The 25,037-nt window shown below is 69.9% G+C and carries 35 protein-coding genes; 5 read left to right on the top strand and 30 right to left on the bottom strand.

Annotation, left to right across the window (positions count from 1 at the left end):
• Positions 1–8: 8 nt before the first annotated feature.
• Positions 9–500, bottom strand: a complete 492-nt coding sequence (locus BMX97_RS19570) for a chemotaxis protein CheW (RefSeq protein WP_091752959.1) — start codon at positions 498–500, stop codon at positions 9–11.
• 236 nt (positions 501–736) lie between these two features.
• On the opposite strand from BMX97_RS19570, the gene BMX97_RS19565 reads away from it, so the two are divergent.
• The 5 genes from BMX97_RS19565 (at position 737) to ilvN (ending at position 5,198) form a co-directional block, all read left to right on the top strand.
• Complete coding sequence (locus tag BMX97_RS19565; RefSeq protein WP_091752958.1) at positions 737–1,411, top strand: energy-coupling factor ABC transporter ATP-binding protein; 675 nt, start codon at positions 737–739, stop codon at positions 1,409–1,411.
• Complete coding sequence (locus BMX97_RS19560) at positions 1,408–2,067, top strand: energy-coupling factor transporter transmembrane component T family protein (RefSeq protein ID WP_091752957.1); 660 nt, start codon at positions 1,408–1,410, stop codon at positions 2,065–2,067. Before BMX97_RS19565 ends, BMX97_RS19560 begins: the two co-directional genes overlap by 4 nt.
• Entirely contained in the window at positions 2,054–2,599 is a 546-nt protein-coding gene (locus tag BMX97_RS19555; RefSeq protein ID WP_091752956.1) for a biotin transporter BioY, read from the top strand. Before BMX97_RS19560 ends, BMX97_RS19555 begins: the two co-directional genes overlap by 14 nt.
• 256 nt (positions 2,600–2,855) lie before the next feature.
• Complete coding sequence (locus tag BMX97_RS19550; protein WP_091752955.1) at positions 2,856–4,634, top strand: acetolactate synthase 3 large subunit; 1,779 nt, start codon at positions 2,856–2,858, stop codon at positions 4,632–4,634.
• Between the two features lie 21 nt (positions 4,635–4,655).
• Positions 4,656–5,198 (top strand): acetolactate synthase small subunit, encoded by a 543-nt coding sequence (gene ilvN / locus BMX97_RS19545; protein WP_060849013.1) that lies wholly within the window; start codon positions 4,656–4,658, stop codon positions 5,196–5,198.
• Between the two features lie 8 nt (positions 5,199–5,206).
• On the opposite strand, the gene BMX97_RS32935 is transcribed toward ilvN, so the two are convergent.
• From BMX97_RS32935 to rpsC, 29 genes are all read right to left on the bottom strand, one after another.
• Positions 5,207–5,350: a hypothetical protein gene (locus tag BMX97_RS32935; RefSeq protein ID WP_177202281.1), complete on the bottom strand. Its 144-nt coding sequence runs from the start codon at positions 5,348–5,350 to the stop codon at positions 5,207–5,209.
• Between the two features lie 2 nt (positions 5,351–5,352).
• Positions 5,353–5,613 (bottom strand): hypothetical protein, encoded by a 261-nt coding sequence (locus BMX97_RS19540; RefSeq protein WP_091752954.1) that lies wholly within the window; start codon positions 5,611–5,613, stop codon positions 5,353–5,355.
• Positions 5,614–5,810: 197 nt separating this feature from the next.
• Positions 5,811–6,365 carry a DNA starvation/stationary phase protection protein Dps gene (dps, locus tag BMX97_RS19535; RefSeq protein ID WP_060849014.1) on the bottom strand — a complete coding sequence of 185 codons (555 nt, stop codon included), beginning with the start codon at positions 6,363–6,365 and terminating at the stop codon, positions 5,811–5,813.
• 196 nt (positions 6,366–6,561) lie between these two features.
• Positions 6,562–7,440: an SDR family oxidoreductase gene (locus BMX97_RS19530; protein WP_091752953.1), complete on the bottom strand. Its 879-nt coding sequence runs from the start codon at positions 7,438–7,440 to the stop codon at positions 6,562–6,564.
• On the bottom strand, positions 7,437–8,990 hold the full coding sequence (locus BMX97_RS19525; protein ID WP_091752952.1) for a GMC family oxidoreductase: 1,554 nt from the start codon (positions 8,988–8,990) through the stop codon (positions 7,437–7,439). The genes BMX97_RS19530 and BMX97_RS19525 overlap by 4 nt, the downstream gene beginning before the upstream one ends.
• Positions 8,987–10,390 (bottom strand): alpha/beta hydrolase, encoded by a 1,404-nt coding sequence (locus tag BMX97_RS19520; RefSeq protein ID WP_091752951.1) that lies wholly within the window; start codon positions 10,388–10,390, stop codon positions 8,987–8,989. Before BMX97_RS19520 ends, BMX97_RS19525 begins: the two co-directional genes overlap by 4 nt.
• Positions 10,391–10,758: 368 nt before the next feature.
• On the bottom strand, positions 10,759–12,018 hold the full coding sequence (locus tag BMX97_RS19515) for an aspartate aminotransferase type Ic (protein ID WP_091752950.1): 1,260 nt from the start codon (positions 12,016–12,018) through the stop codon (positions 10,759–10,761).
• Positions 12,019–12,184: 166 nt separating this feature from the next.
• A complete protein-coding gene (locus BMX97_RS19510; protein WP_060849019.1) occupies positions 12,185–12,448 on the bottom strand; it encodes a PepSY domain-containing protein in 264 nt (87 codons plus the stop codon).
• A gap of 127 nt (positions 12,449–12,575) precedes the next feature.
• Positions 12,576–12,998: a 50S ribosomal protein L17 gene (gene rplQ / locus BMX97_RS19505; protein ID WP_048425837.1), complete on the bottom strand. Its 423-nt coding sequence runs from the start codon at positions 12,996–12,998 to the stop codon at positions 12,576–12,578.
• Positions 12,999–13,148: 150 nt separating this feature from the next.
• Positions 13,149–14,168: a DNA-directed RNA polymerase subunit alpha gene (locus BMX97_RS19500; protein ID WP_048425836.1), complete on the bottom strand. Its 1,020-nt coding sequence runs from the start codon at positions 14,166–14,168 to the stop codon at positions 13,149–13,151.
• Positions 14,169–14,286: 118 nt separating this feature from the next.
• The gene (locus tag BMX97_RS19495; protein ID WP_244538521.1) at positions 14,287–15,171 is read right to left on the bottom strand and encodes an MBL fold metallo-hydrolase; all 885 of its coding nucleotides are present in this window, start codon (positions 15,169–15,171) and stop codon (positions 14,287–14,289) included.
• 64 nt (positions 15,172–15,235) lie between these two features.
• Positions 15,236–15,625, bottom strand: coding sequence for a 30S ribosomal protein S11 (rpsK, locus tag BMX97_RS19490; RefSeq protein WP_015928609.1), 390 nt, complete (start codon positions 15,623–15,625; stop codon positions 15,236–15,238).
• Positions 15,626–15,773: 148 nt separating this feature from the next.
• A complete protein-coding gene (gene rpsM, locus BMX97_RS19485; RefSeq protein WP_048425835.1) occupies positions 15,774–16,142 on the bottom strand; it encodes a 30S ribosomal protein S13 in 369 nt (122 codons plus the stop codon).
• A 208-nt stretch (positions 16,143–16,350) separates the two neighbouring features.
• Positions 16,351–16,950 carry an adenylate kinase gene (locus BMX97_RS19480; protein ID WP_091752949.1) on the bottom strand — a complete coding sequence of 200 codons (600 nt, stop codon included), beginning with the start codon at positions 16,948–16,950 and terminating at the stop codon, positions 16,351–16,353.
• Between the two features lie 253 nt (positions 16,951–17,203).
• Positions 17,204–18,541 (bottom strand): preprotein translocase subunit SecY, encoded by a 1,338-nt coding sequence (gene secY, locus BMX97_RS19475; RefSeq protein ID WP_058617275.1) that lies wholly within the window; start codon positions 18,539–18,541, stop codon positions 17,204–17,206.
• 132 nt (positions 18,542–18,673) lie between these two features.
• Positions 18,674–19,162, bottom strand: a complete 489-nt coding sequence (gene rplO / locus BMX97_RS19470; RefSeq protein WP_091752948.1) for a 50S ribosomal protein L15 — start codon at positions 19,160–19,162, stop codon at positions 18,674–18,676.
• Positions 19,163–19,172: 10 nt separating this feature from the next.
• The gene (rpmD, locus tag BMX97_RS19465; protein ID WP_048431924.1) at positions 19,173–19,364 is read right to left on the bottom strand and encodes a 50S ribosomal protein L30; all 192 of its coding nucleotides are present in this window, start codon (positions 19,362–19,364) and stop codon (positions 19,173–19,175) included.
• Between the two features lie 12 nt (positions 19,365–19,376).
• The gene (gene rpsE / locus BMX97_RS19460) at positions 19,377–19,958 is read right to left on the bottom strand and encodes a 30S ribosomal protein S5 (protein WP_048425830.1); all 582 of its coding nucleotides are present in this window, start codon (positions 19,956–19,958) and stop codon (positions 19,377–19,379) included.
• A 158-nt stretch (positions 19,959–20,116) separates the two neighbouring features.
• Positions 20,117–20,479, bottom strand: a complete 363-nt coding sequence (gene rplR, locus BMX97_RS19455; RefSeq protein ID WP_048425829.1) for a 50S ribosomal protein L18 — start codon at positions 20,477–20,479, stop codon at positions 20,117–20,119.
• 9 nt (positions 20,480–20,488) lie between these two features.
• A complete protein-coding gene (rplF, locus tag BMX97_RS19450; RefSeq protein WP_048425828.1) occupies positions 20,489–21,022 on the bottom strand; it encodes a 50S ribosomal protein L6 in 534 nt (177 codons plus the stop codon).
• Between the two features lie 36 nt (positions 21,023–21,058).
• Positions 21,059–21,454, bottom strand: a complete 396-nt coding sequence (rpsH, locus tag BMX97_RS19445) for a 30S ribosomal protein S8 (protein ID WP_048425827.1) — start codon at positions 21,452–21,454, stop codon at positions 21,059–21,061.
• 16 nt (positions 21,455–21,470) lie between these two features.
• The gene (rpsN, locus tag BMX97_RS19440) at positions 21,471–21,776 is read right to left on the bottom strand and encodes a 30S ribosomal protein S14 (protein ID WP_060849023.1); all 306 of its coding nucleotides are present in this window, start codon (positions 21,774–21,776) and stop codon (positions 21,471–21,473) included.
• A gap of 40 nt (positions 21,777–21,816) precedes the next feature.
• Positions 21,817–22,383, bottom strand: coding sequence for a 50S ribosomal protein L5 (gene rplE, locus BMX97_RS19435; protein ID WP_048425825.1), 567 nt, complete (start codon positions 22,381–22,383; stop codon positions 21,817–21,819).
• On the bottom strand, positions 22,376–22,693 hold the full coding sequence (gene rplX / locus BMX97_RS19430) for a 50S ribosomal protein L24 (RefSeq protein ID WP_048425824.1): 318 nt from the start codon (positions 22,691–22,693) through the stop codon (positions 22,376–22,378). The genes rplE and rplX overlap by 8 nt, the downstream gene beginning before the upstream one ends.
• Complete coding sequence (rplN, locus tag BMX97_RS19425) at positions 22,693–23,061, bottom strand: 50S ribosomal protein L14 (RefSeq protein WP_048425823.1); 369 nt, start codon at positions 23,059–23,061, stop codon at positions 22,693–22,695. Before rplN ends, rplX begins: the two co-directional genes overlap by 1 nt.
• Before the next feature lie 285 nt (positions 23,062–23,346).
• Positions 23,347–23,601 (bottom strand): 30S ribosomal protein S17, encoded by a 255-nt coding sequence (rpsQ, locus tag BMX97_RS19420; protein WP_060849024.1) that lies wholly within the window; start codon positions 23,599–23,601, stop codon positions 23,347–23,349.
• 13 nt (positions 23,602–23,614) lie between these two features.
• Positions 23,615–23,830: a 50S ribosomal protein L29 gene (rpmC, locus tag BMX97_RS19415; RefSeq protein WP_048425821.1), complete on the bottom strand. Its 216-nt coding sequence runs from the start codon at positions 23,828–23,830 to the stop codon at positions 23,615–23,617.
• Between the two features lie 14 nt (positions 23,831–23,844).
• Positions 23,845–24,258: a 50S ribosomal protein L16 gene (gene rplP / locus BMX97_RS19410; RefSeq protein ID WP_048425820.1), complete on the bottom strand. Its 414-nt coding sequence runs from the start codon at positions 24,256–24,258 to the stop codon at positions 23,845–23,847.
• A 40-nt stretch (positions 24,259–24,298) separates the two neighbouring features.
• Positions 24,299–25,033 carry a 30S ribosomal protein S3 gene (rpsC, locus tag BMX97_RS19405; protein WP_048425819.1) on the bottom strand — a complete coding sequence of 245 codons (735 nt, stop codon included), beginning with the start codon at positions 25,031–25,033 and terminating at the stop codon, positions 24,299–24,301.
• Positions 25,034–25,037 lie beyond the last annotated feature (4 nt).

Raw genomic sequence — 25,037 nt, 5'->3', positions numbered from 1 at the left:
GATCCGGCTCAGGCCGCCCACTCGGCGAGGCGCGCCTGCGCCTCCCGGGTCTGCGCGGCCAGCCGGTCGCGCTCCTCGGCGAGCAGGATGCGGTCGACCGAGAGGCCGTGGACCAGCCGGTCGCCGATCCGCATCTCGGCGGCGACGCAGCCGTTCAGCGTCGCCCCGTCGGCCACCGGCCGGACCCGATCGGGCGCGACCCGGACGAAGTCGGCGACGCGGTCGACCATCAGGGCCAGGGGCGAATCACCGTGGAGCAGCACCAGGTGGCGGTAGAGCGCCTGGCGGGCCGTGACCGGCCGGTCGAGGCCGAACAACGCCGCGAGGTCGAGGACCGGCACCGCGGCGCCCGCGAGGTTGAGGAAGCCGGCGAGCGTCGGGGGGGCGCCCGGCGGGCGCCACAGGCGCGGCAGGGGCAGGATCTCCCGCACCGCCCGGCGCGGCAGGGCGCATTCCGTCCCGGCGACATCGACCAGGAGGTAGGCCGTTCCGGTCGTCATCCCGTCCCCCTCGGGCGGACCACACCGCCGCTGCGTCACATAGGGGAGCCCGGCGCGGTTTCCAAACCGCGCGGGCGCCCCTGCCGGCCGGCGCCGGGAAGGCCGCGCCGCAAGGCCACGGGGCACCGGCGCGTCGAGGCCCGCGACCGCATCATTTTCGTCGCCGAACCGGTGACCCTCGAGGCGAATGATGCTTAAGAGGCGCCCGCCCGGACCGGGGTGGGAGCGGTGGCGTCGTGATCGAGATCAGGCAGGTCGGCCATGCCTTCGGGGAGCGCACCGTCCTGCGCGACCTCACCCTCGACCTCGCCGAGCAGCGCATCGCGGTGGTGGGGGCCAACGGCAGCGGCAAGAGCACGTTTGCCCGCCTGCTCAACGGCCTCCTGGTGCCGAACAGCGGCACCGTGCGGGTCGACGGGCTCGACACGCGCCGCGACGGCAAGGCGGTGCGCCGCAAGGTCGGCTTCGTTTTTCAGAACCCCGACAACCAGATCGTGCTGCCGGTGGTCGCGGAGGACCTCGCCTTCGGACTGAAGAACCTCGGGCTGCCGAAGGACGAGATTGCCCGGCGCGTCGACGAGGCCCTCGACCGCTACGACCTGCGGGCCTTGCGCGACCACCCGGCCCACCTCCTCAGCGGCGGGCAGAAGCAGCTGCTGGCGATTGCCGGCGTGCTGGCGATGGCGCCCGAGGTGATCGTGTTCGACGAGCCGACGACGCTGCTCGACCTGCGCAACAAGCGCCGGATCGCGCAGGCCATCGACGCCCTGCCGCAGCGCGCGATCGTGGTCTCGCACGACATCGCCTTCCTGGAGCATTTCGACCGGGTTCTGGTGTTCGAGGACGGCCGGGTCGCGATCGACGACCGCCCCGCGGTCGCCCTGCCGGCCTACGTCGCGATGATGTCGTGACCCCGTACGTCCCGGGGGATAGCCCGGTCCATCGCTGCCCGCCGGGGCGCAAGATCCTCCTGCTCATCGGTGCCGGCAGCGCGCTGTTCGCATGGCCGCGGCTCGACCTCGCGCTCGCGGCGCTCGGGCTTGCGGGTCTGCTCTACGGGGTGGCCGGCATCCCGGCCCGTCTCGTCCTCGCCCAGCTGCGCCCGCTCGCCTGGATCCTCGCCGTCCTGGTCCTCGTCCAGGTCGCCCTCGACGGCTGGCTCGCCGGGCTCATGGTGGCCGCGCGCCTCGCCGCGCTGGTGCTGCTCGCCGGGCTCGTAACGCTCACGACCCGCAGCGCCGACCTCATCGAGGCGCTGCAACGCGGCCTCGCCTGGCTGAGATTCGTCGGGGTCAACCCCGCCAAGGTCGGCCTCGCCATCGCGCTGACCCTGCGGTTCATTCCGGTGCTGGCCGCCATCGCCGCGGAGGTGCGCGAGGCGCAGCGGGCACGCGGCCTGGAGCGCAGCCTCGTGGCGCTGACCGTCCCGGTCGTGGTGCGGATGCTGAAAATGAGCGACGACATCGCGGCGGCGATCGACGCGCGCTCCTACGACCCGGACGGAACCGGCGGCCGGCCCCCCTCCCCTCGAACGAGGCTCTCCAAGGAACCCCATGTCGACCCGTGACATCGTCTTCGTCGCGCTCTTTGCCGCCCTCACGGCCGCGCTCGGCCTGTTCCCGCCCGTGACGCTTCCGGTCGTCGGCGTGCCGATCACCGCGCAGTCGATGGGGGTGATGCTGGCCGGCGCCCTGGCCGGCGCGGTGCGCGGCGGGGCGGCGCTCGCCCTGTTCGTCGTCCTGGTCTGCGCCGGGCTGCCGCTGATGGCGGGCGGGCGCGGCGGGCTCGGCATCGTCATGGGGCCGGGCGGCGGCTTCGTGCTGATGTGGCCGGTCGCCGCCTTCGTGATCGGCTACCTGTACGAGCGCTCCCTGCGCACGCTGACGGTCTGGAAGGAAGTCCTGATCCTCGTGCTCGGCGGCGTCGTGCTCACCTACGCGGTCGGCATCCCGTGGATCGCCGCGGTGGCGCGGGTCGACCTCGCCAAGGCAGCGCTCGGCTCGGCCTGGTTCCTGCCGGGCGACGCCGTGAAGGTGGTGCTCGTCGTGCTGATCGCGCGCGCCGTGCGGCGGGCCTATCCGACGCTCCGGGCCCGCTAGACCCGGACTTTCCGCCGTTGCCGAAACCGGTTGACCCTGCGAGTCGAGGCGCGTAGGGTCCCCGCCACTCTCTCAAGGGCAGGCTTTCTCACAGCATGCGTGCGGTCCTTATTGTAGCGGAAGCGCCACCGACGGGACGGGCTTAACACAGCCCGGCATCCCAAGGGTGGCGCGTGCAAGGGTCCTTCGGGGCCCTTTTTTGTTGCGTAAAACGGACCCGAGAGCGCGGACGAGACCAAGGAACGGGAGCGCGACGATGAGTGCGGGCGAGGTCATGACGGGCGCCGAGATGGTGATCCGGGCGTTTCAGGATCAGGGGGTCGACACCCTGTTCGGCTATCCGGGCGGCGCGGTGCTGCCGATCTACGACGCGCTCTTCCACCAGGAATCCGTGAAGCACATCCTGGTCCGCCACGAGCAGGGCGCGGTCCACGCGGCCGAGGGCTATGCCCGCTCGTCCGGCAAGGTCGGCTGCGTGCTCGTCACCTCGGGGCCGGGCGCCACCAACATCGTCACCGGCTTGACCGACGCGCTGCTCGACTCGATCCCGCTCGTCTGCATCACCGGCCAGGTGCCGACCCACCTGATCGGCTCCGACGCGTTCCAGGAATGCGACACGGTCGGCATCACCCGCAGCTGCACCAAGCACAACTACCTGGTCAAATCGATCGAGGACCTGCCGCGGATCCTGCACGAGGCGTTCTACGTCGCCTCGCACGGCCGGCCCGGCCCGGTCGTCGTCGACCTGCCGAAGGACATCCAGTTCGCCAGCGGCGTCTACCGCCGCCCGGTCGACAACAGCCACAAGACCTACAACCCGCAGACGCAGGGCGACCCGGAGAAGATCCGCGCCGCCGTGGCGCTGATGGCGGGTGCGCGCCGGCCGGTCTTCTATACCGGCGGCGGCGTCATCAACGCGGGGCCCGAGGCCTCCGAGCTGCTGCGCGAGCTCGCCCGCGCCACCGGCTTCCCGGTCACCTCGACGCTGATGGGCTTGGGGGCCTTCCCGGGTTCGGACCCGCAGTTCCTCGGCATGCTCGGCATGCACGGGACCTACGAGGCCAACCTGGCGATGCACGAATGCGACGTCATGATCTGCATCGGCGCCCGCTTCGACGACCGCATCACCGGCCGGCTCGACGCCTTCTCGCCGTTCTCCAAGAAGATCCACGTCGACATCGACGCCTCCTCGATCAACAAGACCGTCAAGGCCGATATCGGCATCGTCGGCGATTGCGGCTCGGTGCTCTCCGACATGCTGCGCGAGTGGCGCGCGATCACGCCGGAGCCCGACCAGGGCCGCCTGACCGAGTGGCTGTCGAAGATCCGCGGCTGGAAGGCGCGGGAATGCCTCGGCTACTGGCCGTCGGGCACCACCATCAAGCCGCAATACGCGGTCCAGCGCCTCTACGAGGCGACCAAGGATCGCGAGACCTATGTCACCACGGAGGTCGGCCAACACCAGATGTGGGCGGCGCAATACTACAAGTTCGACGAGCCGAACCGCTGGATGACCTCGGGGGGCCTCGGCACCATGGGCTACGGCCTGCCGGCGGCGATCGGCGCCCAGCTGGCGCATCGCGGCGCGCTGGTGATCGACATCGCCGGCGAGGCTTCGATCCAGATGAACATCCAGGAGATGTCGACCGCCGTGCAGTACCGCCTGCCGGTCAAGATCTTCATCCTGAACAACGAGTACATGGGCATGGTGCGCCAGTGGCAGCAGTTGCTGCACGGCTCGCGCTACTCGGAGAGCTATTCCGAGAGCCTGCCCGACTTCGTCAAGCTCGCCGAGGCCTACGGCGCCAAGGGCATCCGCTGCTCCGACCCCGGCAGCCTGGACGCGGCGATCGCCGAGATGCTGGACTATGACGGCCCGGTGATCTTCGACTGCATCGTCGACAAGACCGAGAACTGCTTCCCGATGATCCCGTCGGGCAAGGCGCACAACGAGATGCTTCTCTCGGACTACCTCGGCGAGACCGGGGCGGATCTGGGCGACGTCATCTCGGACGAAGGCAAGATGCTGGTCTGATCGGGCGAGGGTTTGAGGACGATGAACGCCATGAACACCCACTACCCCGATCCGGTCCGCGTCGAGCCGGTGAACCGCCACACGCTCGCGGTCATCGTCGACAACGAGCCCGGCGTGCTCGCGCGCATCGCCGGCCTGTTCTCGGGCCGCGGCTACAACATCGAGAGCCTGACGGTCTCGGAGACCGAGCACGCCCGGCACATCTCGCGCATCACCATCGTGACGGCCGGCACCAACGCGGTGATCGATCAGATCAAGGCGCAGCTCGACCGGCTGGTGCCGGTGCACCGGGTGGTCGACCTGACGCTTCAGGGCGACTCGCTCGAGCGGGAGTTGGCGCTGGTGAAGGTCGCCGGCAAGGGCGACCACCGGGTCGAGGCGATGCGGCTCGCCGCCGCCTTCGGCGCCCGCACCCTCGACGCGACGCTAAACTCGTTCGTGTTCGAGCTCACCGGCTCAACCGAGGAGATCGACCGCTTCGTCAAGCTGATGGCGTCGGTGGGGCTGGTCGAGGTCTCGCGCACCGGCGTCGCCGCCATGGGGCGCGGCGCGGAGCCGATGTAGCGCTTAAGCTACTCCGCGGGCGGGGTGCCGGTACGCCCCGCCTGACCGTACTTCCGCTCGAAGCGGTAGACGGCGTAGCTGAGGGCAACGAAGCCCGTTACCGAGACGAACAGGGCGAAGCCGAGCATCGCGAGGGTGGCATCCCAGGGCATCGTCACTCCTCCCGGCGCAGAAGTCGGATCACCGCGTGACCGATACACTGTAAGGCGAGAGAGCCTGCGAACCAAGCGAGGTGCGACCGACCGAAGGCTACGTTCGGGTTGCTGACCAGCGGTACGATGATAGCCGCACCAGCGACGGCGATCGCCATGGCGTTTACGTAGGCTGCGAACAGCTTGATGTGCTCGTTCAGGCGTTTCGCCACGTGCTTGCGACGCGCGGCAATCTCTGCCGCATTAGGCGTTGCCTCGGTCACACGCGTCGCCCCATCGATACATGACCCAGAGCAACCGAATGCCTCCCTGCCGTCGATCGATGTCGCTGCATACAAAAAACGCCTCCCCGAGGGACGGGGAGGCGAATCACGGTTTCGTTCTTCATCGCAAACAGACGAACGAAGGAGTTTGCAGCCAGGGCAGGCTTACCCCGCGACCCCGGGCATAGCCCCCTCGCTCAGCGCGCGCCCTTGCCGTCCCCGTCGCGCATCGCGCCGGTCGGCTCCTGGACGTGGGCCTCGAGGAACCACAGCTGCTTGTCGACCGCGCGGGAGACCTCGGTGAACAGGTCGGCGGTGCCGGCATCGCCCGCCTCGTCGGTCTGGTCGATGTTCTCGCGCACGGCGTTGGCGTAGGCCGCGTAGCGGTCGATCAGGGCCGAGAGGTGGTCGGCGATGGCGTAGACGTCGGTCGGATACGGGGCGAGCTTCGAGGAGGCGGCGACGACCGAGGCGGTGCCGAGCGCGGTGGCGCCGAGCTGCACCGCCCGCTCCGCAACCTTGTCGTTGAGGTCGTCGATCTCGGTGCGGAACCCGTCGAGCATCTCGTGGATGCCGATGAATTGCGGGCCCTTCAGGTTCCAGTGCGCCTGCTTGATGTTGAGCGCCAGGTCGATGCCGTCGGCGAGGCGCGCGTTCAGGGTCTCGATCGAGACGCGCTTGGCGTTCGAGTCGGTGTCGTTACGGGTACGGTGCTGGCGCGGCTCGCCGGCCTTGCCCTTGGAATCCGCCATGTCGATTACTCCGTGGATTTGCCGCAACAACGAGGCCGAGGGGCGGCCGTTCCGATGCTGCGGCGAGGTTTCATGGGCCGTCCCGCGCTTTTCGCCGGGGCGGTAGGATGGTCCCGTATCGGGCCCGTCCGATGACGAAGGAGCTAGGGCGGGGTACTCGGGCGGACACCCCGCCGGGCGAAACCCTGACCTTCCGTCAGAGCATCGGCTGGCCGCCGGTGACGGGCACGAGCGCGCCGGTCATGTAGCTGCCCTCCCGCGAGGCCAGCAGCACGTAGGCCGGGGCCAGCTCCGCCGGCTGTCCGGCCCGGCCGAGCGGCGTATCGGCGCCGAGCTGCTCCATCTGCTCGGGCTTCTTCACGATCGGCTGGATCGGCGTCCAGACCGGGCCGGGGGCGACGCAATTGACCCGGATGCCCTTCGGCGCGAGCAGGTTCGACAGCCCGACCGTCAGGGTGCTGATCGCTCCCTTGGTGGCGGCGTAGACCAGCATGCTCGCATCCGCGACCTTGGCCTGCTGGCTCGTCGAGTTCACGATCGCCGAGCCCGGCCGCATGTGCGGCACCGCTTCCTGCGCCAGGTAGATCATCGCGAAGACGTTGGCGCGGAACGAGCCCTCGACGTCGTGGACGGTGATGTCGTCGAGCCCCTCGTTCACCACCTGCGCGGCGGCGTTGTTGACGAGCACGTCGATACGGCCGAACTCCGCCACGGTCTTCTGCACGATCGCCCGGCAATGCGCCTCGTCACGCAGGTCGCCCGGGAGCAGCAGGCAGCGCCGGCCGGCCTTCTCGACCCAGGCCTTGGTCTCCTGCGCGTCCTCCTCCTCGGAGTCGAGGTAGGAGATCGCCAGATGGGCGCCCTCGCGGGCATACGCGATGGCGACCGCCCGGCCGATGCCGGAATCGCCCCCGGTGACGAGCGCGATCCTGTCGGTCAGCAGGCCCTTGCCGACGTAGCTCTCCTCGCCGTGGTCCGGGGCCGGGTCCATCGGCCCGGTGAGGCCGGGGCGCGGCTGCTGCTGCGCGCCCGGGAAGGGCGGCCGGGGATAGGCCGTGCGGGGATCGTCGCTCATCGGGGGCCTTTCAGGAACGCGCCGGCGGTGCGCAGCGAGAGCGCCATGATGGTGAGCGCCGGATTGGCCGCGAGCGAACTCGGGAAGACCGACCCGTCGCAGATCCAGAGATTCTCGACCTCGTGGCTGCGCCCCTCGACATCGACCACCGAGGTGTCCGGGTTCCGTCCCATCCGGCAGGTGCCGAGCGTGTGGGCGACGCGCTCCAGCACCCAGATGTCGCTGGCGCCCGCCGCCTCCCAGATCTCGCGCATCACCTTCGTGGCGTGGGCGTTGAGGCGGTCCTCGTTCGAGCCGTAGCCGAAATCGATCCGCGCCTTGCGCATCCCGATCGCGTCGGTCTCGTCCGAGAGCGTCAAGATATTCGCGTCGCACGGCAGGGTCTCGCCGTTGATGCCGATGCCGGCGACACGGTTGTACCGCTTCAAGTAGTCGGTGAGCGCCGCGCCCCACAGGCCGCGGCCGCGGGCGACGGCATTGGCCCAGGTCAGCGGCTCGACGCCGAGGCTCTGGACCAGGTAGCCGCCGGCGAAGTCCGCCCCTTCAGGCCGAGTGTAGTCCTCGGTGATGAGCGAGGACGGGTAGCCCCGGTTCATGCCGACCTCGTCGGCGAAGGTGCCCCAGACCTGCGTGGCGACGTGGCCGATGTAGTTCCGCCCGACCTGACCGCTGCCGGTGGCGAGCCCGAGATGGAGCAGGAGGCGGGGCGTCTCGACGGCGCCGGCGCACAGGATCAGGTGGGCGCAACGCTGGCGGTGATCGCGGCCGCCGCTGCGGTAGATCACGGCCGTGATCCGCCCGGCCTTGTCGCGCTCGACCCCGTGCACCCTCGCCTCGGCGCGGATCTCGGCGCCCCGTGCCACCGCCAGCGGCAGGTAGGTCACGTCCATGCTGGCCTTGGCGCGGGTGCGGCAGCCCTGATGGCAGAAGCCGCAATTGATGCAGGCCTTGCGCTCCGGCACCGACGGATCGACGGTGAAGTCGCGCGAGACCACCGCCGCCGGCGCGTCGGTCGCGGTGATGCCGAGCCGGTCGCAGGCCGCCGCCATCAGCTGGGCCGGGCCGTTGCGCAGGACCGGCGGCAGCGGGAAGCGGCGGGCCTCGTCCCACGGATAGGGCGTCGGGCCCGACGTGCCGATGAAGGCCTCGACCCGGTCGTAGAACGGCACCAGCTCGGCGTGGTCGATCGGCCAGTCGCAGCCCTCGCCGCTCTCGGTGTTGAGGCGGAAGTCGCGCGGGTCGGCCCGGGGCACGAAGGCGCCCCAGTGCAGGGTCGAGCCGCCGACGCCGGTGCCGCTGTTGTTGCCCCCGAAGGCCTCCGGCGTCGAGCCGCCGCTCAGGCGCTCCTCGGTCCAGTAGATCTCGTCGGCCAGCGTCTCGTCGAAGCCGTACCCGGCCGGATCGAAGTTCGGCCCGGCCTCGAGCGCCACGACCTTGAGGCCGGCGGCCGCCAGTTCGGCCAGCAGCGGCCCGCCGCCCGCCCCGGTGCCGACCACCACGACGTCGACGACCTCGTCGGTGCTGTAATGCTTTTGCCCCGAGAGGTTCATCGGGCGTCTCCCACGGTGTCGAGGATCGGGGCTTCCCAGGGCTCGCGTTCGTTCAGGCCGGTCAGGCGGTAGCCGGGCAGGGCCTCGGCCTCGTCGCCGCCCGCCCCGATGCCGGTGAAGCCGATCGCCGCGAGGCCGGCCGGATGGGCGAGGAAGGTGCGCACCGCCTCGCCCCGCAATTCCTCGAACCAACAGGTCATCAGGTCGGGCGCGAGCACGCCGGGGCTGTCGGGCAGGCGCCCGGCCGCAGCAGCCTCAAGGAGACCATCCCGGTCGGTGTCGTCGAGGTCGGCGAAGGCGCGGCCATGGGCGGCGCGGGCGGCGGCGTCGAGGCTGCGGAGCGCCCGCTCGTAGGCCTCCGCGTCCGGCGGCAGGGCGGCGAAGCGCCAGCCGTCGCCGGCGCCGGAGGCCAGCCGCGCGTCGATGCGGCGGGCGAGGTCGATCTTCCCCGCACCCGCCTGCGGCAGCACCCGGTCGAGGCAGGCGGCGAGCGTCGCGCGCGCCTCCGCACTCAAGCAGAACGGGCCGTCGGGCTCGCGCATCCGCTCGCGGAGCGTCGTGCGCAGGCGGGTGTTGACCCGCTCCGAACCGATCAGGGCGGCGAAGGCCGGCGGCAGGGTCGGTGCCTCGGCGGTCTCCGGCGGCGCCGCCAGGAAGGCGCGGATCAGTCCCGCCACCTCGTCCGGCCGCTCGAGCGGCAGCAGGTGACCGGCGCCGAGCGCCACGACGTGGCGGTGGCGGGCGAGGTGGGGCAGGGTCAGGGCGGCCTGCGCCTCCGGCCCGAGGTCGCCGTCCTGCGCCCCGCTCACCACCAGCGCCGGGACACGCAGGGTGCCGATGCGCTCGCGCCAATCCTCGTTGGCGCCGCCCGCGAGCCAGGCCTTCCAGGCCTGCGGATTGGCCCGCAGCACGTCCTCGACCGTCCGGGCGTGGTCCTCGGGCGAGAGCGGCGCGCCGACATTCGCCGATACGAAGGCCTCGGCCTCCCGCCGGCGGGTCTCCGGGTCGGCGTCGATCCAGGCGATCATCGCCCGGCGGCGCTCCTCCGCCATCGGCTCAGGGCAAGGCGGCGAGCCGGCCATCAGGACGAGCCCGGCGAGGCCCGCGAGGGCGGGGTCGCCGTCCTTGTGGCGGCGGGCGAGCGCCAGGGCGACCTTCGCCCCCATGCTGTTGCCGGCGATGAGCCAGGGCCCGGACGGGTCCTCGGCCATGATGCGGGCGGCGACATGGTCGGCCATGGCGGCGACGTCGCCGCCGGGATGGTCGGCCGCGTCGCCGAAGCCCGGCAGGTCGATGGCGACGCAGCGCGCGTGAGGCCCGAGACGCTCGGCGAGCGGGCGCCATTCACGGGCGCTGCCTCCGAGGAAGTGCAGGCAGAAGAGGACGGGTTCGTCAATCATGCCGGCGACATCGCGCGGTGCTGCGCTGCGTCAACGGCGCGCCGCCCGCGGCGCCTTGCAGCACCCCGGGATGCTATGTCGAGTGGTGAACGTAAGGGTCGGCAATGGCGCCGGAGTATCGTCGGTACCCGGGGCGGAGCGTCAAACCGCCAGCCGACAGCGTCACCATCGGCGTCGATTTGACGCTCGGTTCGAAAGACCGAAGCGCGACGCATCCCGCGCCATCACGATCGGCCGTGGCTCCGTACCAGGCAGCCCGCCCGGCGGCACGCGCCGCCGGTCGGGCGATCGGTCCCGACGGACGACGGGGCAAAGCCCCCTGCCCGCCGGAGCGCGGTGGAGATCCGGCGGGCCGCCTACGCCGCCGCCTAGCCGCTGCCCCCGGCCTCGCGGCTCTCGGCGGCGGCCAGGAGCACGCAGACCGCCACCACCTCGGCCGCGGCCTCGACCTCGGCGGGCTTCGGATAGGACGGGGCGAGGCGCAGCAGCTTGTCCTGCGGGTCGCGGCCGTACGGATGGGTGGCGCCGGCCGGGGTGAGCGCGAGGCCGCAGGCGGCCGCGAGCTTGACCACGCGGGTGGCGCAGCCCTCCGGCACTTCGAGCAGGATGAAGTAGCCGCCCTCCGGCTCGCTCCAGCGCGCGACGCCGGTGCCGCCAAGGTGCCGGGCCAGGGTCTCGGTGACGGCCTTGAACTTCGGCGCCAGCAGGCGGCGGTGGCCGTCCATCAACGCGTCGAGACCGCCCTGGTCGCGCAGGAAGCGGACGTGGCGCAGCTGGTTGAGCTTGTCCGGCCCGATGCTGCGCTTGCCGGCATTGGCGAGGTACCAGCGGATGTTGTCCTCCGAGGAGGCCAGCATCGCCAGGCCCGCACCGGCCAGCGTCACCTTCGAGGTCGACGCGAAGACGATCGCCCGGTCCGGGTTGCCGGCCTCCGCGCAGGCATCGAGGACGTTGCGCAGGGTCGGGCGGCGCTCGGTCAGGTGGTGCAGCGCGTAGGCGTTGTCCCAAAACAGCCGGAAGTCCGGCGCGCCGGTCTCCATCCGGGCGAGGCGCTCGACGGTGGCGTCGGAGTAGGTCTCGCCGCCGGGGTTGGAATATTGCGGCACCGCCCACATCCCCTTCACCCGGGGATCGCGGACCTCGCGCTCGACCACGTCCATGTCGGGGCCGTCGGCGGTCATCGGCACCGGGATCATGCCGATGCCGTAGGTCTCGCACAGGGCGAAGTGGCGGTCGTAGCCCGGCACCGGGCAGAGGAAGCGGATCTCCTCTTCCTTGGCCCACGGCCGCGTCCCGCCGGGCACGCCCTTCAGGAGCGCGTAGGCGATGCAATCGTGCATAAGCGCGAGGCTCGAATTGTTGCCGATGGCGATCCGGTCGGGCGACGCGCCGAGCACCGGCGCGAACAGGGCCCGCACCTCGGCCAGCCCCTGCACGCCGCCGTAATTGCGGGCGTCCTCACCGCTCTCGGTGCGGTGGTCGCGGTTGCCCGGCAGGGTGAACAGGTCGTCGGACAGGTCGAGCTGCTCGGGCGCCGGCTTGCCCCGGGTCATGTCGAGCTTGAGGCCGCGCCCCTGCAGGTCGGCGTAACGGGCCTGGAGGTCGGCAAGCGCAGGAATGGCGGTCATGGTCGGACGTTCGCTGGTGGACGAAAAGGCGCGTCACCTTTGCGCCTCCCGACCGCGGGAATCCAGCGTTTTGCCGACAGGGCTCCCCTGCGGCATGCTCCGGCCGGCAAGGCCCGGCCGGAGCGTCCGGGGCCCTTCCGCTTTCCGGCGTTTCCTTGCCGAGTGCCTACTTGCCGGCCTTCTCCGACAGGATGGCGCCGGTGCGGGGATCGGCCTTGAACTTCATCGGCTTACCGTCCTTCATCCCCTCGCCCTCCCAGTGGCCGTCATCGGCCTCGATCTCGGAGATCTGGGTGTAGCCGGCGGCCTCGACCTTCTGGATCACCTGGCCGATCGGCATCCAGTCGGCCCCGACCTTGTCGGCGAGGGCCGCCGTGCCGGTGCCGGCGAGGATCAGGGCGGCGACGGCCGGGATGGTCAGCTTGGTCATGGGGTTCACGTCTCCCTTCGTGGGCGGTGGATGCCGCAGGGAGATCGTGCGCCGGCGCGCGAGGTTCCGCCCAAACAAGAAAGGCGGCCCGCGAGGGCCGCCTTGGAAGGCGTCGAGAGGGGGCGGATTACTCCGCCGGGGTCTCGTCGGCGACCTGGACCGGGCCGGAATCCTTGCCGCGGGCGTCGACGTCGCGATCGACGAACTCGATCACCGCCATCGGGGCGTTGTCGCCGTAGCGGAAGCCGGCCTTCATGATGCGGCAGTAGCCGCCCGGACGGCCCTCGTAGCGGGGGCCGAGCACGTCGAACAGCTTCTTGACCATCACCTCGTCGCCGCGCAGGGCCGCGATCGCCTGACGGCGGGCGTGCAGGTCGCCGCGCTTGCCGAGCGTGATCAGCTTCTCGACGACCGGACGCAGGTCCTTGGCCTTCGGCAGGGTGGTGATGATCTGCTCGTGCTTGATCAGCGCGGCCGACATGTTCGAGAACATCGCCTTGCGATGCTCGACGGTGCGGTTGAAGCGACGACCCCGGAAACCGTGACGCATGGCTCTCTCCTTTGGTTCTCGGCCGCCGTGCCACGGGTCGGCCGTCCTTTGTGGTGCGAGGGCAGTGAACCGCCACTCCGGATGCGCCCGTCATGGAGGCGCATCCGGAGTGGCGGCGCGGGACGACAAGTCCCGCGCCGCGGACCCGGCTCAGTAGTGCTCTTCGAAGCGCTTGGCGAGATCCTCGATGTTCTCCGGCGGCCAGCCGGGAACGTCCATGCCGAGGTGCAGGCCCATCGCGGCCAGCACTTCCTTGATCTCGTTGAGCGACTTGCGGCCGAAGTTCGGGGTGCGGAGCATCTCCGCCTCGGTCTTCTGGATGAGGTCGCCGATATAGACGATGTTGTCGTTCTTGAGGCAGTTGGCCGAGCGGACCGACAGCTCGAGCTCATCGACCTTCTTGAGCAGCGCCGGGTTGAAGGGCAGCTGCGGCGCCAGCGGCGCGGCCTCCTCCTTGCGGGGCTCCTCGAAGTTCACGAAGATCTGGAGCTGGTCCTGGATGATTCGGGCGGCGTAGGCCAGCGCATCCTCGGGCGAGACCGCACCGTTGGTCTCGACCGTCATGGTCAGCTTGTCCTTGTCGAGATCCTGGCCCTCGCGGGTGTTCTCGATGCGGTAGGACACCTTGGTGACCGGCGAGAACAGCGCATCGACCGGGATCAGGCCGATCGGGGCGTCCTCGGGACGGTTGCGGTCGGCCGGGACGTAGCCCTTGCCGGCCGAGACCGTGAACTCCATGCGGATCTCGGCGCCGTCGTCGAGCGTGCAGAGCACCAGGTCGGGGTTGAGGATCTGCACGTCGCCGATCGTGGCAATGTCGCCGGCGGTGACGAGGCCCGGGCCGGTCTTGCGCAGGGTCATGCGCTTGGGCGTATCGCTCGAGGAGCGGATCGCGATCGTCTTGATGTTGAGGACGATGTCGGTGACGTCCTCGCGCACGCCCGGGATCGAGGAGAACTCGTGCAGCACGCCGTCGATCTGGACGGCGGTGACGGCCGCGCCCTGGAGCGACGACAGGAGGACCCGACGCAGCGAGTTGCCGAGGGTGGTGCCGAAGCCGCGCTCCAGCGGCTCGGCCACCACGGTGGCGATCCGCTTCGGGTCGTGCCCGGGGGTGACCTCGAGCTTGTTCGGCTTGATCAGCTCTTGCCAGTTCTTCTGAATGACCACGTTCGCACCTCTCGCCAACTTACACCGGGGCAGCTCCGAGGAGCCCTCCCCTCGCGATCCCTCCCGCGCCCGGGAAGTCTCGCCGTCCTGACCTCTCACACGTTCGAAGCAGGGGCGGTCAGGACGCCGCGCTCCACTGCTCCGGGACCCAGGCGAAGCCGGCGCCATCGCGCCGTACGTAGCCGAGGGCCGGAAACTCGAGATGCATCCCGGCGACCAGGCTGCGCTCGGCGGCGACCTGGTCGAGGATGCGCTTGCGGGTGGCGGCCGCCACCTCGCGGTCGACGTCGAAGGTCAGGCCGACCTCCGGACGGGGGAGCTGGATCGCCGGCAGGTGAACCACGTCGCCCCAGATCAGCAGGGAGCTGTCTCCCGACTGGACCCGGTAGGCGGTGTGGCCCGGCGTGTGGCCGGGCGCCAGGATCGCCTCGATCCCCGGCAGCACCTCGCCCTCGCCCGCTCGACGGATCCGGTCGCCATAGGCCGCGACGAGCGCGTGGGCGCGACGGAAGCCCGCCCTGGCACCCTCGGGAGCCCGCGCCTCGGCACCCTCGGCGAGCCAGTAGGCGGCCTCCGCCTCCGGGATCACCACCTCGGCGTTCGGGAACGCCACGGCACCGTCTCGTGCGATCAGGCCGCCGATGTGATCGGAATGCAGGTGGGTCACCAGCACCGTGCCGATCTCGTCCGGCGCGACGCCGCAGGCGGCGAGCGCTTCCGGCAGGTGACCGAGGGTCTCGGGACCGCCGGAACCCATCCCGGCATCGACCAGCACGGGCTTGTCCCCGCCGAGGATCAGGAAGGCGTTGACGGTGATCCGCGGCGCGGCGGCGTCGCGGAACCCCTCTTCCTGCAGCCGCCCCGCCTCGTCGGCGGGAATGCCCTGCACCAGCCCGAGCGAGGCCACGAGATGGCCGTCGTTCAGGGCGACCACAACGCGATCGCCCAGCGTCCAGGGAAGGACGCCGGGCCGGGCGAAGTCGGCGGTGGGGGCTATCGACACGCAATCCTCTTCGCGGGCCGTCGGCCGGGGAGCCCGCGAGGGGCCCCCCGGGACGTGGGGACGATCAGACGCGGCGACGCTTGCGCGGACGGCAGCCGTTGTGCGGGATCGGGGTCACGTCGCGGATCGACGTCACCGTGAAGCCCGCGGCCTGCAGCGCGCGCAGCGCCGACTCGCGGCCCGAACCGGGGCCCGAGACCTCGACCTCGAGCGTGCGCATGCCGTGCTCGGCGGCCTTGCGGCCGGCATCCTCGGCGGCGACCTGGGCGGCGTAGGGCGTCGACTTGCGGGAGCCCTTGAAGCCCATGGCGCCGGCGGACGACCACGAGATCGTGTTGCCCTGGGCATCCGTGATGGTGATCATCGTGTTGTTGAACGAGGCGTTCACGTGGGCGACGCCCGACACGATGTTCTTGCGTTCGCGACGGCGGACGCGGGTTGCTTCCTTGGCCATACTGTCTTTCGATCCTTCAGGCGCGCCCGTGGTGCCAGGCGCTCGGGACGTGTCTTGCGGGTGTCGTGAGCGGCGCTGACGCGCCGCCAGTGTCGGGCAGGCCCCGGGCCCGAGGCCCGGGACCCGCCGATCCTACGCGGATCGCGGCTTACTTCTTCTTGCCGGCGATCGGCTTCGCCTTGCCCTTGCGGGTGCGGGCGTTGGTGTGGGTGCGCTGGCCGCGGACCGGCAGGTTGCGGCGGTGACGCAGGCCGCGGTAGCAGCCGAGATCCATCAGGCGCTTGATGTTCATCGAGACTTCGCGACGCAGGTCGCCCTCGACGACGTAGTCGCGGTCGATCGTCTCGCGGATCTGCAGCACCTCGGCGTCGGTGAGCTGGTTCACGCGGCGCTCGGCCGGAATACCGACCTTCTCGGTGATCTCCTCGGCCTTCTTGGCGCCGATGCCGTGGATGTACTGGAGCGCGATGACGACGCGCTTGTTGGTCGGGATGTTGACGCCGGCAATACGGGCCATGGTGTCCTGCTCTCCATCGCGTCCGCGGCCGCGGCCGGGACGATGCTTCTGGGTGTCGCGCGCGTCCGGTGGAGCCCGGCCCCTGCGCGCCGTCCCGACGGCAAATCGGCCCGGAGCGGCCTCCAGAGAGGCACGCCGGGCCGTCCGGGTCTGAACGAAGGAGCGCCCACTAGCGCGGGCGCGCCGGCTTGTCAACCGCGAGCCGCCCTCAGGCGGACACGGCCTGGAACGGGGCCAGCATGGCCTCCAGCTGCTTCGTCACCTCGTCGATCGGCGCCATGCCGTCGACCTGCTGCAGGAGGCCGGTGCCGGCGTAATGGGCCGAGAGCGGCGCCGTCTGGGCCCGGTAGGCCTCGAGCCGGGTCTTGAACACCTCCGGCGTGTCGTCCTTGCGTACCGGCTCGCCGCGGGCGGCGGTCTCGGCGGCGCGCTTGGCGATGCGACCGACCAGCGCGTCCTCGTCGACCTTGAACTCGACCACCGCGTCGAGGCGCAGGCCCTTCTGCGACAGCATCGTCTCGAGGGCGACCGCCTGGGCGACCGTGCGCGGGAAACCGTCGAGGATGAAGCCCGAGCGGGCATCCGCCTCCTCGATCCGGTCGGCGACGATGCCGATCACGATCTCGTCGGAGACGAGGGCCCCGCTCTCCATCAGGGCCTTGGCCTTGAGGCCGACCGGGGTGCCGGCCGCGACGGCGGCGCGCAGCATGTCGCCGGTCGAGAGCTGCGGGATTCCGAACCGCTCGACGATGCGCGCCGATTGGGTGCCCTTCCCGGCGCCAGGCGGGCCGAGCAGAATGATCCGCATAACCTGTCTCTCCCCTTCGCCGCGTTCTGCCTGGGATCCTTCGTCCTCGGCGCGGCCTGTCTGCTCGTTGTAGCCCGGGATCGGTTGCACCCGAAATCCGACCATGCGCTAAGGCGCCGACCCCCGTCGACGCATGCCCGGAGGGCGCAAGGCCCGCGACCATGCGCCAGAGCCGGGCTCCGGCGCAAGGGCGGTCTCGCAGGGGCGGCCGTCCACCGTCCGGGACGGGCCCGGGCGGGGGCGGACCGCGGGATCAGCGCCGGCGGGCGCCGCGCAGCTTCGCCTTCTTAACCAGGCCCTCGTACTGGTGCGCCAGCAGGTGGCCGTGGACCTGCGCCACCGTATCCATGGTCACCGAGACCACGATCAGCAGCGAGGTGCCGCCGAAATAGAACGGCAGCGAGGCGTAGGAGACCAGGATCTCCGGGATCAGGCAGATCACCGTCAGGTAGGCCGCGCCGATCACCGTGATGCGCGACAGGACCTTGTCGATGAACTCAGCGGTGCGCTCGCCCGGCCGGATGCCCGGGATGAAGCCGCCATGCTTCTTCAGGTTGTCCGCCGTCTCCTGCGGGTTGAACACGACAGCCGTATAGAAGAAGGCGAAGAAGATGATCAGCGCCGCGTAGAGCAGCATGTAGAGCGGACGGCCGTGGCCGAGATAGGTCGCCAGGGTGGCGATGATCCCGGTGCCGTTCGGATCGGTCTGGAAGCTCGCGGCGGTGGCGGGCAGCAGCAGCAGCGAGGAGGCGAAGATCGGCGGGATGACGCCCGAGGTGTTGAGCTTGAGCGGCAGGAACGAGGTCTGGCCCTCGTACATCCGGTTGCCGACCTGGCGCTTGGGGTAGTTGATCAGGAGGCGGCGCTGGGCGCGCTCCATGAACACGATGAAGTAGACGACGGCCGCCGCCATCACCACCACGCCGAGGATCACCACGGTCGAGAGCGCGCCCTGGCGGCCGAGCTCGAGGGTGCCGGCGATGGCCGAGGGCAGGTGGGCGACGATGCCCGCGAAGATGATGAGCGAGGAGCCGTTGCCGATGCCCCGCGACGTGATCTGCTCGCCGATCCACATCAGGAACAGCGTGCCGCCGGTCAGCGTGATGACGGTCGAGACCAGGAAGAACGGCCCGGGATCCTGCACGATGCCGCCGGAGCTCTGCAGGCCGACCGCGATGCCCCAGGCCTGGAAGATCGCCAGCACCACCGTGAGGTAGCGGGTGTACTGGTTGAGGACCTTGCGGCCGGACTCGCCCTCCTTCTTCAGCCCCTCGAGCGACGGCACCACCGAGGTGAGCAGCTGCACGATGATCGAGGCCGAGATGTACGGCATGATGTTGAGCGCGAAGATCGCCATGCGCTCGACGGCACCGCCGGAGAACATGTTGAACAGGCCGAGCACGCCGCCTTGCGCGTTGGCGAAGCTCTGGCGCAGCGCATCGGGATCGATGCCGGGCAGCGGGATGTAGGTCCCGAGCCGGTAGACGATCAGGGCGCCAAGCGTGAACCAGATCCGCTTCTTGAGCTCTTCGGCCTTGGCGATGGCGCCGAAGTTGAGGTTGGCGGCGAGCTGCTCGGCTGCAGAGGCCATGGGTTAAGCGTCCTCGGGGTCGGGTCCGCGACGAGCGCGGTCTGGGATGCACGAGCATCCCCCAAAACACGTGCGGCGGCCTCGCGCTGGAAGCACGGGCCGCCGCCGATGATCGGTGACTTAAAGTGTGCCTTAGGCCGACGCAACCGCGTCGTCGGCGGCGGCGAGCGACTGGGTCACCGAGCCGCCGGCCTTCTCGATCGCCTCGACCGCCGACTTCGACGCCCGGGAGACCTGGAAGGTCAGCTTCGCGGTGAGCTCGCCCACGCCGAGGATCTTCACGCCGTCGCGGGCCTTGGAGACCACGCCGGCGGCGATGAGCGACTCGACGGTCACGGGAGCCGAGACGTCCAGCTTGCCGGCATCCACCGCCTGCTGGATGCGACCGATATTGACCGCGTTCAGGTCGGTCGCGCCCGGGTTGTTGAAGCCGCGCTTGGGCAGGCGACGGTGGAGCGGCATCTGGCCGCCCTCGAAGCCCTTGATGGCGACGCCGGAGCGCGCCTTCTGGCCCTTCACGCCGCGGCCGCCGGTCTTGCCCTTGCCGGAGCCGATACCACGGCCGACGCGCATCCGGTTCTTGGTTGCGCCTTCGTTGTCACGGATTTCGTTGAGCTTCATGATGCCCTCCTCACGCCGCGTCGTCGAGAACGCGCACGAGGTGATGCACCTTCGCGATCATGCCGCGGACAGACGGGGTGTCCTCGAGCGTGGCGATGCGGTGCATCTTGTTCAGCTTCAGGCCGATCAGCGTCTGACGCTGGCTGGCCTCGCGGCGGATCGGCGAGCCGATCTGCTGCACGCGGACGGTCTTCTCAGCCATCTCGTGCCTCCCTTACGCCGCGTCGGCGGAATCGGCCGAGGCGGCCGAGTCGGCGTCGCGACGGCGGGCCTGGAGGGCCGAGACCTTGAGACCGCGGCGGGCCGCGACCGAACGGGGCGAATCCTCGTTCTTCAGCGCGTCGAAGGTGGCGCGCACGAGGTTGTAGGGGTTCGAGGAGCCGAGCGACTTCGCCACGACGTCCTGCATGCCCAGCGTCTCGAAGACGGCGCGCATCGGGCCGCCGGCGATGATGCCGGTACCGGCCGGAGCGGCGCGCAGGATGACCTTGCCGGCGCCGTGACGGCCCTGGACGTCGTGGTGCAGGGTACGGCCCTCGCGGAGCGCCACACGGACGAGACCGCGCTTGGCGGCTTCCGTCGCCTTGCGGATGGCCTCGGGAACCTCACGGGCCTTGCCGTGACCGAAGCCGACGCGGCCCTTCTGGTCGCCGACGACGACGAGCGCCGCGAAACCGAAGCGACGGCCGCCCTTCACCACCTTGGCGACGCGGTTGATGTGGACGAGCTTGTCCACGAACTCGCTGTCGCGCTCCTCACGGTCGTCGCGGCGACGACCCTCACGCTCACGTGCCATGTGTCATGTCCATTTGACTGACGCGGGCGGCGGTCCCGCTCGCAAAGTTTCGATCCGCCGGAACGAGAGAGGGAGCCTCATCGGCCCCCTCGCCTCATGGGACATCGTGCCGAGCCCGGGCGGGGCGGCGCCGCGAGGCGCCCTCCCCTGCCGCGGGATCAGAAGTCCAGGCCGCCCTCGCGGGCCGCGTCGGCCAGGGCCTTGACCCGGCCGTGATAGAGGTAGCCCGAGCGGTCGAAGATGACCTGGCTCACGCCGGCCGCCTTGGCACGCTCCGCCACCAGCTTGCCAACCTCGGTCGCGGCGGCCTTGTCGGCGCCGGTCTTGAGACGGCCGCGCAGGTCCTTCTCCAGGCTCGAGGCGGCGGCCAGCGTGCGGCCGGTCGCGTCGTCGATGACCTGGACGTAGATCTGCTTGGAGGAGCGGAACACCGAGAGCCGCGGACGACCGTTGGCCGCCTTGCGGATCGCCCGCCGGACGCGCGCGCGCCGCCGGTCGAGCAGTTCGATTTTGCGAGACATCGGCGGTCCTTACTTCTTCTTGCCTTCCTTGCGGAAGATGAACTCGCCGGCGTACTTGACGCCCTTGCCCTTGTAGGGCTCGGGGCCGCGATAATCGCGGATCTCCGCCGCGACCTGGCCGACGCGCTGCTTGTCGATCCCGGTGACGATGATCTCGACCGGCCGGGGCGTGGCGATCGAGATCCCTTCCGGGATCGCGTACTCGATGTCGTGGCTGTAGCCGAGCGACAGCTTGAGAACCTTGCCGGCGACCGCGGCGCGGTAGCCGACGCCGTTGATCTCGAGCTTCTTCTCGTAGCCCTTGGTGACGCCCTCGACCAGGTTCGAGACCTGGGCGCGGGAGAGACCCCACATCGCGCGGGCCTCCTTGGACTGCGACCGGGGCTGGACCGAGATCGCGCCGTTCTCGTGCGCGACCGACACCTGGTCGGGCACCCGGAACTGCAGCTCGCCCTTCTGGCCCTTGATCTTGACGTTCTGGCCGTCGACGGTGGCGGTCACGCCGGCCGGGACGGTCACGGGCTTCTTGCCTACGCGGGACATGCTCGTCTTTCCTTTTCGGCTGTCAGGGTCTGCAGGTCAGAAGACCTTGCAGAGCACCTCGCCGCCGACGTTGCGCTCGCGCGCCTCGTGGTCGGCCATGACGCCCTGAGGGGTGGAGACGATGGTGATGCCCAGGCCGTCGGCGACGCGCGGCAGGGTATCGACCGACGAGTAGACCCGGCGGCCCGGCTTGGAGACGCGCTCGATCGAGCGGATCACCGGCTGGCCGTCGAAGTACTTGAGCTCGATCGCGAACTCGGTGCGCCCGTTGCCGTAATCGGTCGTGGCGTAGTCGCGGATGTAGCCCTCGGACTTGAGGACGTCGAGGACGCGCGCCCGCAGCTTGGAGCCGGGGGTCTGCACGACGTTGCGACGACGCATCTGGCCGTTGCGGATGCGGGTGAGCATATCGCCCACGGGATCGTTGATCATCTGTGGCGCCCTCCCCTTACCAGCTGGACTTGACCAGGCCGGGGATCAGACCCCGGGATCCCAGGTCGCGGAGCGCGACGCGGGAGATGCCGAGCTTACGGTAGTAAGCGCGGGGACGGCCGGTCATTTCGCACCGGTTGCGGATGCGGGTCGCGCTGGAGTTGCGGGGCAGCTCCGCCAGCTTGAGGCGCGCCTCGAAGCGCTCCTCCATCGACAGCGACTCGTCGTTGGCGGTCGCCAGAAGCGCCTCGCGCTTCGGCGCGTAGAGCTTCACCAGCTCCCGCCGCTGCTTGTTCTTTTCGATCTTGCTCGTCTTAGCCATATCTAGCTCTCCAGTGTCCGCGTATGGGGGCGGGCGGCCCTCACTGCCGGAACGGGAAGTTGAAGTGCTTCAGGAGCGCCCGGGCCTCGGCATCGGTCTTGGCGGTGGTCGCCACGACGATGTCCATGCCCCAGGTGTTCTGGGCCTTGTCGTAGTTGATCTCGGGGAACACCAGGTGCTCCTTGATCCCGAGGGCGTAGTTGCCGCGCCCGTCGAACGACTTCGGATTCAGGCCGCGGAAGTCACGCACGCGCGGCAGCGCGATGGTGATCAGGCGATCCATGAACTCGTACATCCGCTGCTTGCGCAGCGTGACCTTGCAGCCGATCGGCATGTTCTCGCGGACCTTGAAGGTCGCGATCGCCTTGCGGGCCCGGGTGATGACCGGCTTCTGGCCGACGATCAGGCCGAGGTCCTCGGCGGCGACGGTCGCCTTCTTGGAGTCCTGGGTCGATTCGCCGACGCCCATGTTGACGACGATCTTCTCGATCGTCGGCACCTGCATCGGGTTCGTGTAGCCGAACTCCTCGATCAGCTTGGGACGCACCACTTCCTCGTAGTGCTTCTTGAGCCGCGGGGTGTACCCGTCCTTGAGCGCCTCAGCCATCGATCAGATCTCCCGAGCGCTTCGCGAAGCGAACCTTGCGCCCGTCTTCCAGAATGCGAAAACCAACCCGGGTGGGCTTGCCGTCCTTGGGGTCGGCGACCGCCAGGTTCGACAGGTGGATCGCCGCCTCCTTGGAGATGATCCCGCCCTCGGAGGTCTGGGTCTGGCGCGTGTGGCGCTTCACCAGGTTGATCCCCCGGACGAGCGCCCGGTCTTCCTTCGGCATCACCTGGATGACCTCGCCGGTGCGACCCTTGTCGCGGCCGGTCAGGACGACGACCTTGTCGCCCTTCTTCACCTTCGCAGCCATTACAGCACCTCCGGCGCCAGCGAGATGATCTTCATGTGGTTGCGAGCACGCAGCTCGCGCGGCACCGGTCCGAAGATACGGGTGCCGATCGGCTCCTTCTGGTTGTTGATCAGCACCGCCGCGTTGCGGTCGAAGCGGATCACCGAACCGTCGGCCCGACGGACGTCCTTGGCGGTGCGAACGACGACCGCCTTCATGACGTCGCCCTTCTTCACGCGGCCCCGCGGAATAGCCTCCTTCACCGACACCACGATGATGTCGCCGACGCCGGCATACTTGCGCTTGGAACCGCCGAGCACCTTGATGCACATCACGCGACGTGCGCCGGAATTGTCGGCGACGTCCAGATTCGTCTGCATCTGGATCACGGCCTAACGCCCTTTCCTTGTTTCAGGCAGGTCTCCGTCGGGCACGATTGCCCGGCGGACGGCAGCCTGATGGGGATCTCGCGTCCCCGTCCATTAAAAGACCGCGCTGCAGCGCGATTGCTCGCGCTGGCGCGGTCAACGAACGCGATGAGGGGCGCGTCACACGCCCTTCATGTTTCGGTGGAGGCCGGCCGTCTACAACGGATCGGCCGTCCTGGCAAGGCCCGGGCGCCACGAAGGGCGCCCCGGCCCGGCCGAGGCGTCGCGGGCCCGCAGGCCCCCGACTTACGCCTCGACGGTCGCGGCGGCCTCGCCCTCGACCAGCTTCCAGGTCTTGAGCTTGGAGTAGGGCCGCGACTCCTCGATGAACACCGTCTGGCCGACCTTGGCGACGTTGTTCTCGTCGTGGGCGTGGTAGTTCTTCGACCGGCGGATGGTCTTCTTCATCACCGGATGGGTGAAGCGACGCTCCACCTTCACGACGACGGTCTTGTCCTGCTTGTCGCTGACGACGACGCCCTGCAGCACGCGCTTCGGCATGGTGGTAACTCCCTTAGCCCTGCGCGGCCTGCAGCGTCTTCTGGCGCTGCAGAGTGCGGACGCGGGCGATGTCGCGGCGCACTTCGCGCACCCGGGCGACGTTCTCGAGCTGACCCGTGGCCCGCTGGAAGCGCAGGTTGAACTGCTCCTTCTTCAGGTTCAGGAGCTCCTCGCCGAGCTGATCCGGCGACAGCGCGCTCAGGTCAGACAGCCTCTGGCTCGACTTCATCTCGAATATTCTCCTCAGTCGGCGATGCGCTGGATGAAGCGCGTGCGGACCGGCAGCTTGGCGGCACCCAGGCGCAGCGCCTCGCGGGCGATGTCCTCGGCCACGCCGTCGATCTCGAACATGATGCGGCCCGGATGCACGCGGGCGGCCCAGTATTCGGGCGCGCCCTTACCGGAGCCCATGCGGACCTCGGTCGGCTTCGCGGTCACGGGGACGTCGGGGAAGATCCGGATCCAGACCCGGCCCTGACGCTTCATCTCGCGGGTGATCGCGCGGCGGGCCGCCTCGATCTGACGCGCGGTGATCCGCTCCGGCTCCATGGCCTTGAGGCCGTAGGAGCCGAAGTTCAGATCGGTTCCGCCCTTCGCGGCGCCGTGGATGCGGCCCTTGAACTGCTTGCGGAACTTCGTCTTCTTGGGTTGCAGCATGGCAGCCTCTCAAAACTGAAGGGCGGGAGACGGGCGGCCCTTAGGCCGCCGCGTCCCGTCCGCCGCGCTCGCCGCGCTCACGGTCGCGACGTCCGCCCGAACGGCCGCCCTCCTCGTGCGCGCGCTTGTCCTGGGCCATCGGGTCGTGCTCGAGGATCTCGCCCTTGAACACCCACACCTTGATGCCGCAGGTGCCGTAGGTCGTGAACGCCGTGGCCGTGCCGTAATCGACGTCGGCGCGCAGGGTGTGCAGGGGCACGCGGCCCTCGCGGTACCACTCGAGCCGGGCGATCTCGGCGCCGCCGAGGCGGCCGGCGCAGTTGATCCGGATGCCCTCGGCGCCCAGACGCATCGCCGACTGCACGGCGCGCTTCATGGCGCGACGGAAGGCGACGCGGCGCTCGAGCTGCTGGGCGATCGAGTCGGCCACCAGGGTGGCGTCGATCTCGGGCTTGCGCACCTCGACGATGTTGATCGTCACGTCGGCCTTGGTCATCGAGTTGACCAGCTTGCGCAGCTTCTCGATGTCCGCGCCCTTCTTGCCGATCACCACGCCCGGGCGGCCCGAGTGGATGGTGACGCGGCACTTCTTGTGCGGGCGCTCGATGACGATCTTGGAGACCGCGGCCTGCTTGAGCTGCTTGAGCAGCGCTTTGCGGATCGCGACGTCCTCGTGCATCAGGCGGGCGTACTCGCCCTTGTTGGCGTACCAGCGCGAGTCCCAGGTCCGGTTGATGCCGAGCCGAAGACCGATCGGATTGACTTTCTGTCCCATCGAT

The sequence above is a fragment of the Methylobacterium sp. ap11 genome, from assembly GCF_900110515.1.
GTDB classification, from domain to species: domain Bacteria; phylum Pseudomonadota; class Alphaproteobacteria; order Rhizobiales; family Beijerinckiaceae; genus Methylobacterium; species Methylobacterium ajmalii.
Note: the sequence above shows the minus strand (reverse complement) of the source record. Positions and strands in the feature narration are given on the sequence as shown.

What these genes read in the sequence shown, in the direction of transcription:
- BMX97_RS19570 (WP_091752959.1), bottom strand. Translation starts at nt 500, where the DNA reads ATGACGACCGGAACGGCCTACCTCCTGGTCGATGTCGCCGGGACGGAA.
- BMX97_RS19555 (WP_091752956.1), top strand. Translation starts at nt 2,054, where the DNA reads ATGTCGACCCGTGACATCGTCTTCGTCGCGCTCTTTGCCGCCCTCACG.
- BMX97_RS19550 (WP_091752955.1), top strand. Translation starts at nt 2,856, where the DNA reads ATGAGTGCGGGCGAGGTCATGACGGGCGCCGAGATGGTGATCCGGGCG.
- ilvN (WP_060849013.1), top strand. Translation starts at nt 4,656, where the DNA reads ATGAACGCCATGAACACCCACTACCCCGATCCGGTCCGCGTCGAGCCG.
- BMX97_RS32935 (WP_177202281.1), bottom strand. Translation starts at nt 5,350, where the DNA reads ATGCCCTGGGATGCCACCCTCGCGATGCTCGGCTTCGCCCTGTTCGTC.
- dps (WP_060849014.1), bottom strand. Translation starts at nt 6,365, where the DNA reads ATGGCGGATTCCAAGGGCAAGGCCGGCGAGCCGCGCCAGCACCGTACC.
- BMX97_RS19530 (WP_091752953.1), bottom strand. Translation starts at nt 7,440, where the DNA reads ATGAGCGACGATCCCCGCACGGCCTATCCCCGGCCGCCCTTCCCGGGC.
- BMX97_RS19525 (WP_091752952.1), bottom strand. Translation starts at nt 8,990, where the DNA reads ATGAACCTCTCGGGGCAAAAGCATTACAGCACCGACGAGGTCGTCGAC.
- BMX97_RS19520 (WP_091752951.1), bottom strand. Translation starts at nt 10,390, where the DNA reads ATGATTGACGAACCCGTCCTCTTCTGCCTGCACTTCCTCGGAGGCAGC.
- BMX97_RS19515 (WP_091752950.1), bottom strand. Translation starts at nt 12,018, where the DNA reads ATGACCGCCATTCCTGCGCTTGCCGACCTCCAGGCCCGTTACGCCGAC.
- BMX97_RS19510 (WP_060849019.1), bottom strand. Translation starts at nt 12,448, where the DNA reads ATGACCAAGCTGACCATCCCGGCCGTCGCCGCCCTGATCCTCGCCGGC.
- rplQ (WP_048425837.1), bottom strand. Translation starts at nt 12,998, where the DNA reads ATGCGTCACGGTTTCCGGGGTCGTCGCTTCAACCGCACCGTCGAGCAT.
- rpsK (WP_015928609.1), bottom strand. Translation starts at nt 15,625, where the DNA reads ATGGCCAAGGAAGCAACCCGCGTCCGCCGTCGCGAACGCAAGAACATC.
- rpsM (WP_048425835.1), bottom strand. Translation starts at nt 16,142, where the DNA reads ATGGCCCGTATTGCCGGCGTCAACATCCCGACCAACAAGCGCGTCGTC.
- BMX97_RS19480 (WP_091752949.1), bottom strand. Translation starts at nt 16,950, where the DNA reads ATGCGGATCATTCTGCTCGGCCCGCCTGGCGCCGGGAAGGGCACCCAA.
- secY (WP_058617275.1), bottom strand. Translation starts at nt 18,541, where the DNA reads ATGGCCTCTGCAGCCGAGCAGCTCGCCGCCAACCTCAACTTCGGCGCC.
- rplO (WP_091752948.1), bottom strand. Translation starts at nt 19,162, where the DNA reads ATGAAGCTCAACGAAATCCGTGACAACGAAGGCGCAACCAAGAACCGG.
- rpmD (WP_048431924.1), bottom strand. Translation starts at nt 19,364, where the DNA reads ATGGCTGAGAAGACCGTCCGCGTGCAGCAGATCGGCTCGCCGATCCGC.
- rpsE (WP_048425830.1), bottom strand. Translation starts at nt 19,958, where the DNA reads ATGGCACGTGAGCGTGAGGGTCGTCGCCGCGACGACCGTGAGGAGCGC.
- rplR (WP_048425829.1), bottom strand. Translation starts at nt 20,479, where the DNA reads ATGTCTCGCAAAATCGAACTGCTCGACCGGCGGCGCGCGCGCGTCCGG.
- rplF (WP_048425828.1), bottom strand. Translation starts at nt 21,022, where the DNA reads ATGTCCCGCGTAGGCAAGAAGCCCGTGACCGTCCCGGCCGGCGTGACC.
- rpsH (WP_048425827.1), bottom strand. Translation starts at nt 21,454, where the DNA reads ATGATCAACGATCCCGTGGGCGATATGCTCACCCGCATCCGCAACGGC.
- rpsN (WP_060849023.1), bottom strand. Translation starts at nt 21,776, where the DNA reads ATGGCTAAGACGAGCAAGATCGAAAAGAACAAGCAGCGGCGGGAGCTG.
- rplE (WP_048425825.1), bottom strand. Translation starts at nt 22,383, where the DNA reads ATGGCTGAGGCGCTCAAGGACGGGTACACCCCGCGGCTCAAGAAGCAC.
- rplX (WP_048425824.1), bottom strand. Translation starts at nt 22,693, where the DNA reads ATGGCTGCGAAGGTGAAGAAGGGCGACAAGGTCGTCGTCCTGACCGGC.
- rpsQ (WP_060849024.1), bottom strand. Translation starts at nt 23,601, where the DNA reads ATGCCGAAGCGCGTGCTGCAGGGCGTCGTCGTCAGCGACAAGCAGGAC.
- rpmC (WP_048425821.1), bottom strand. Translation starts at nt 23,830, where the DNA reads ATGAAGTCGAGCCAGAGGCTGTCTGACCTGAGCGCGCTGTCGCCGGAT.
- rplP (WP_048425820.1), bottom strand. Translation starts at nt 24,258, where the DNA reads ATGCTGCAACCCAAGAAGACGAAGTTCCGCAAGCAGTTCAAGGGCCGC.
- rpsC (WP_048425819.1), bottom strand. Translation starts at nt 25,033, where the DNA reads ATGGGACAGAAAGTCAATCCGATCGGTCTTCGGCTCGGCATCAACCGG.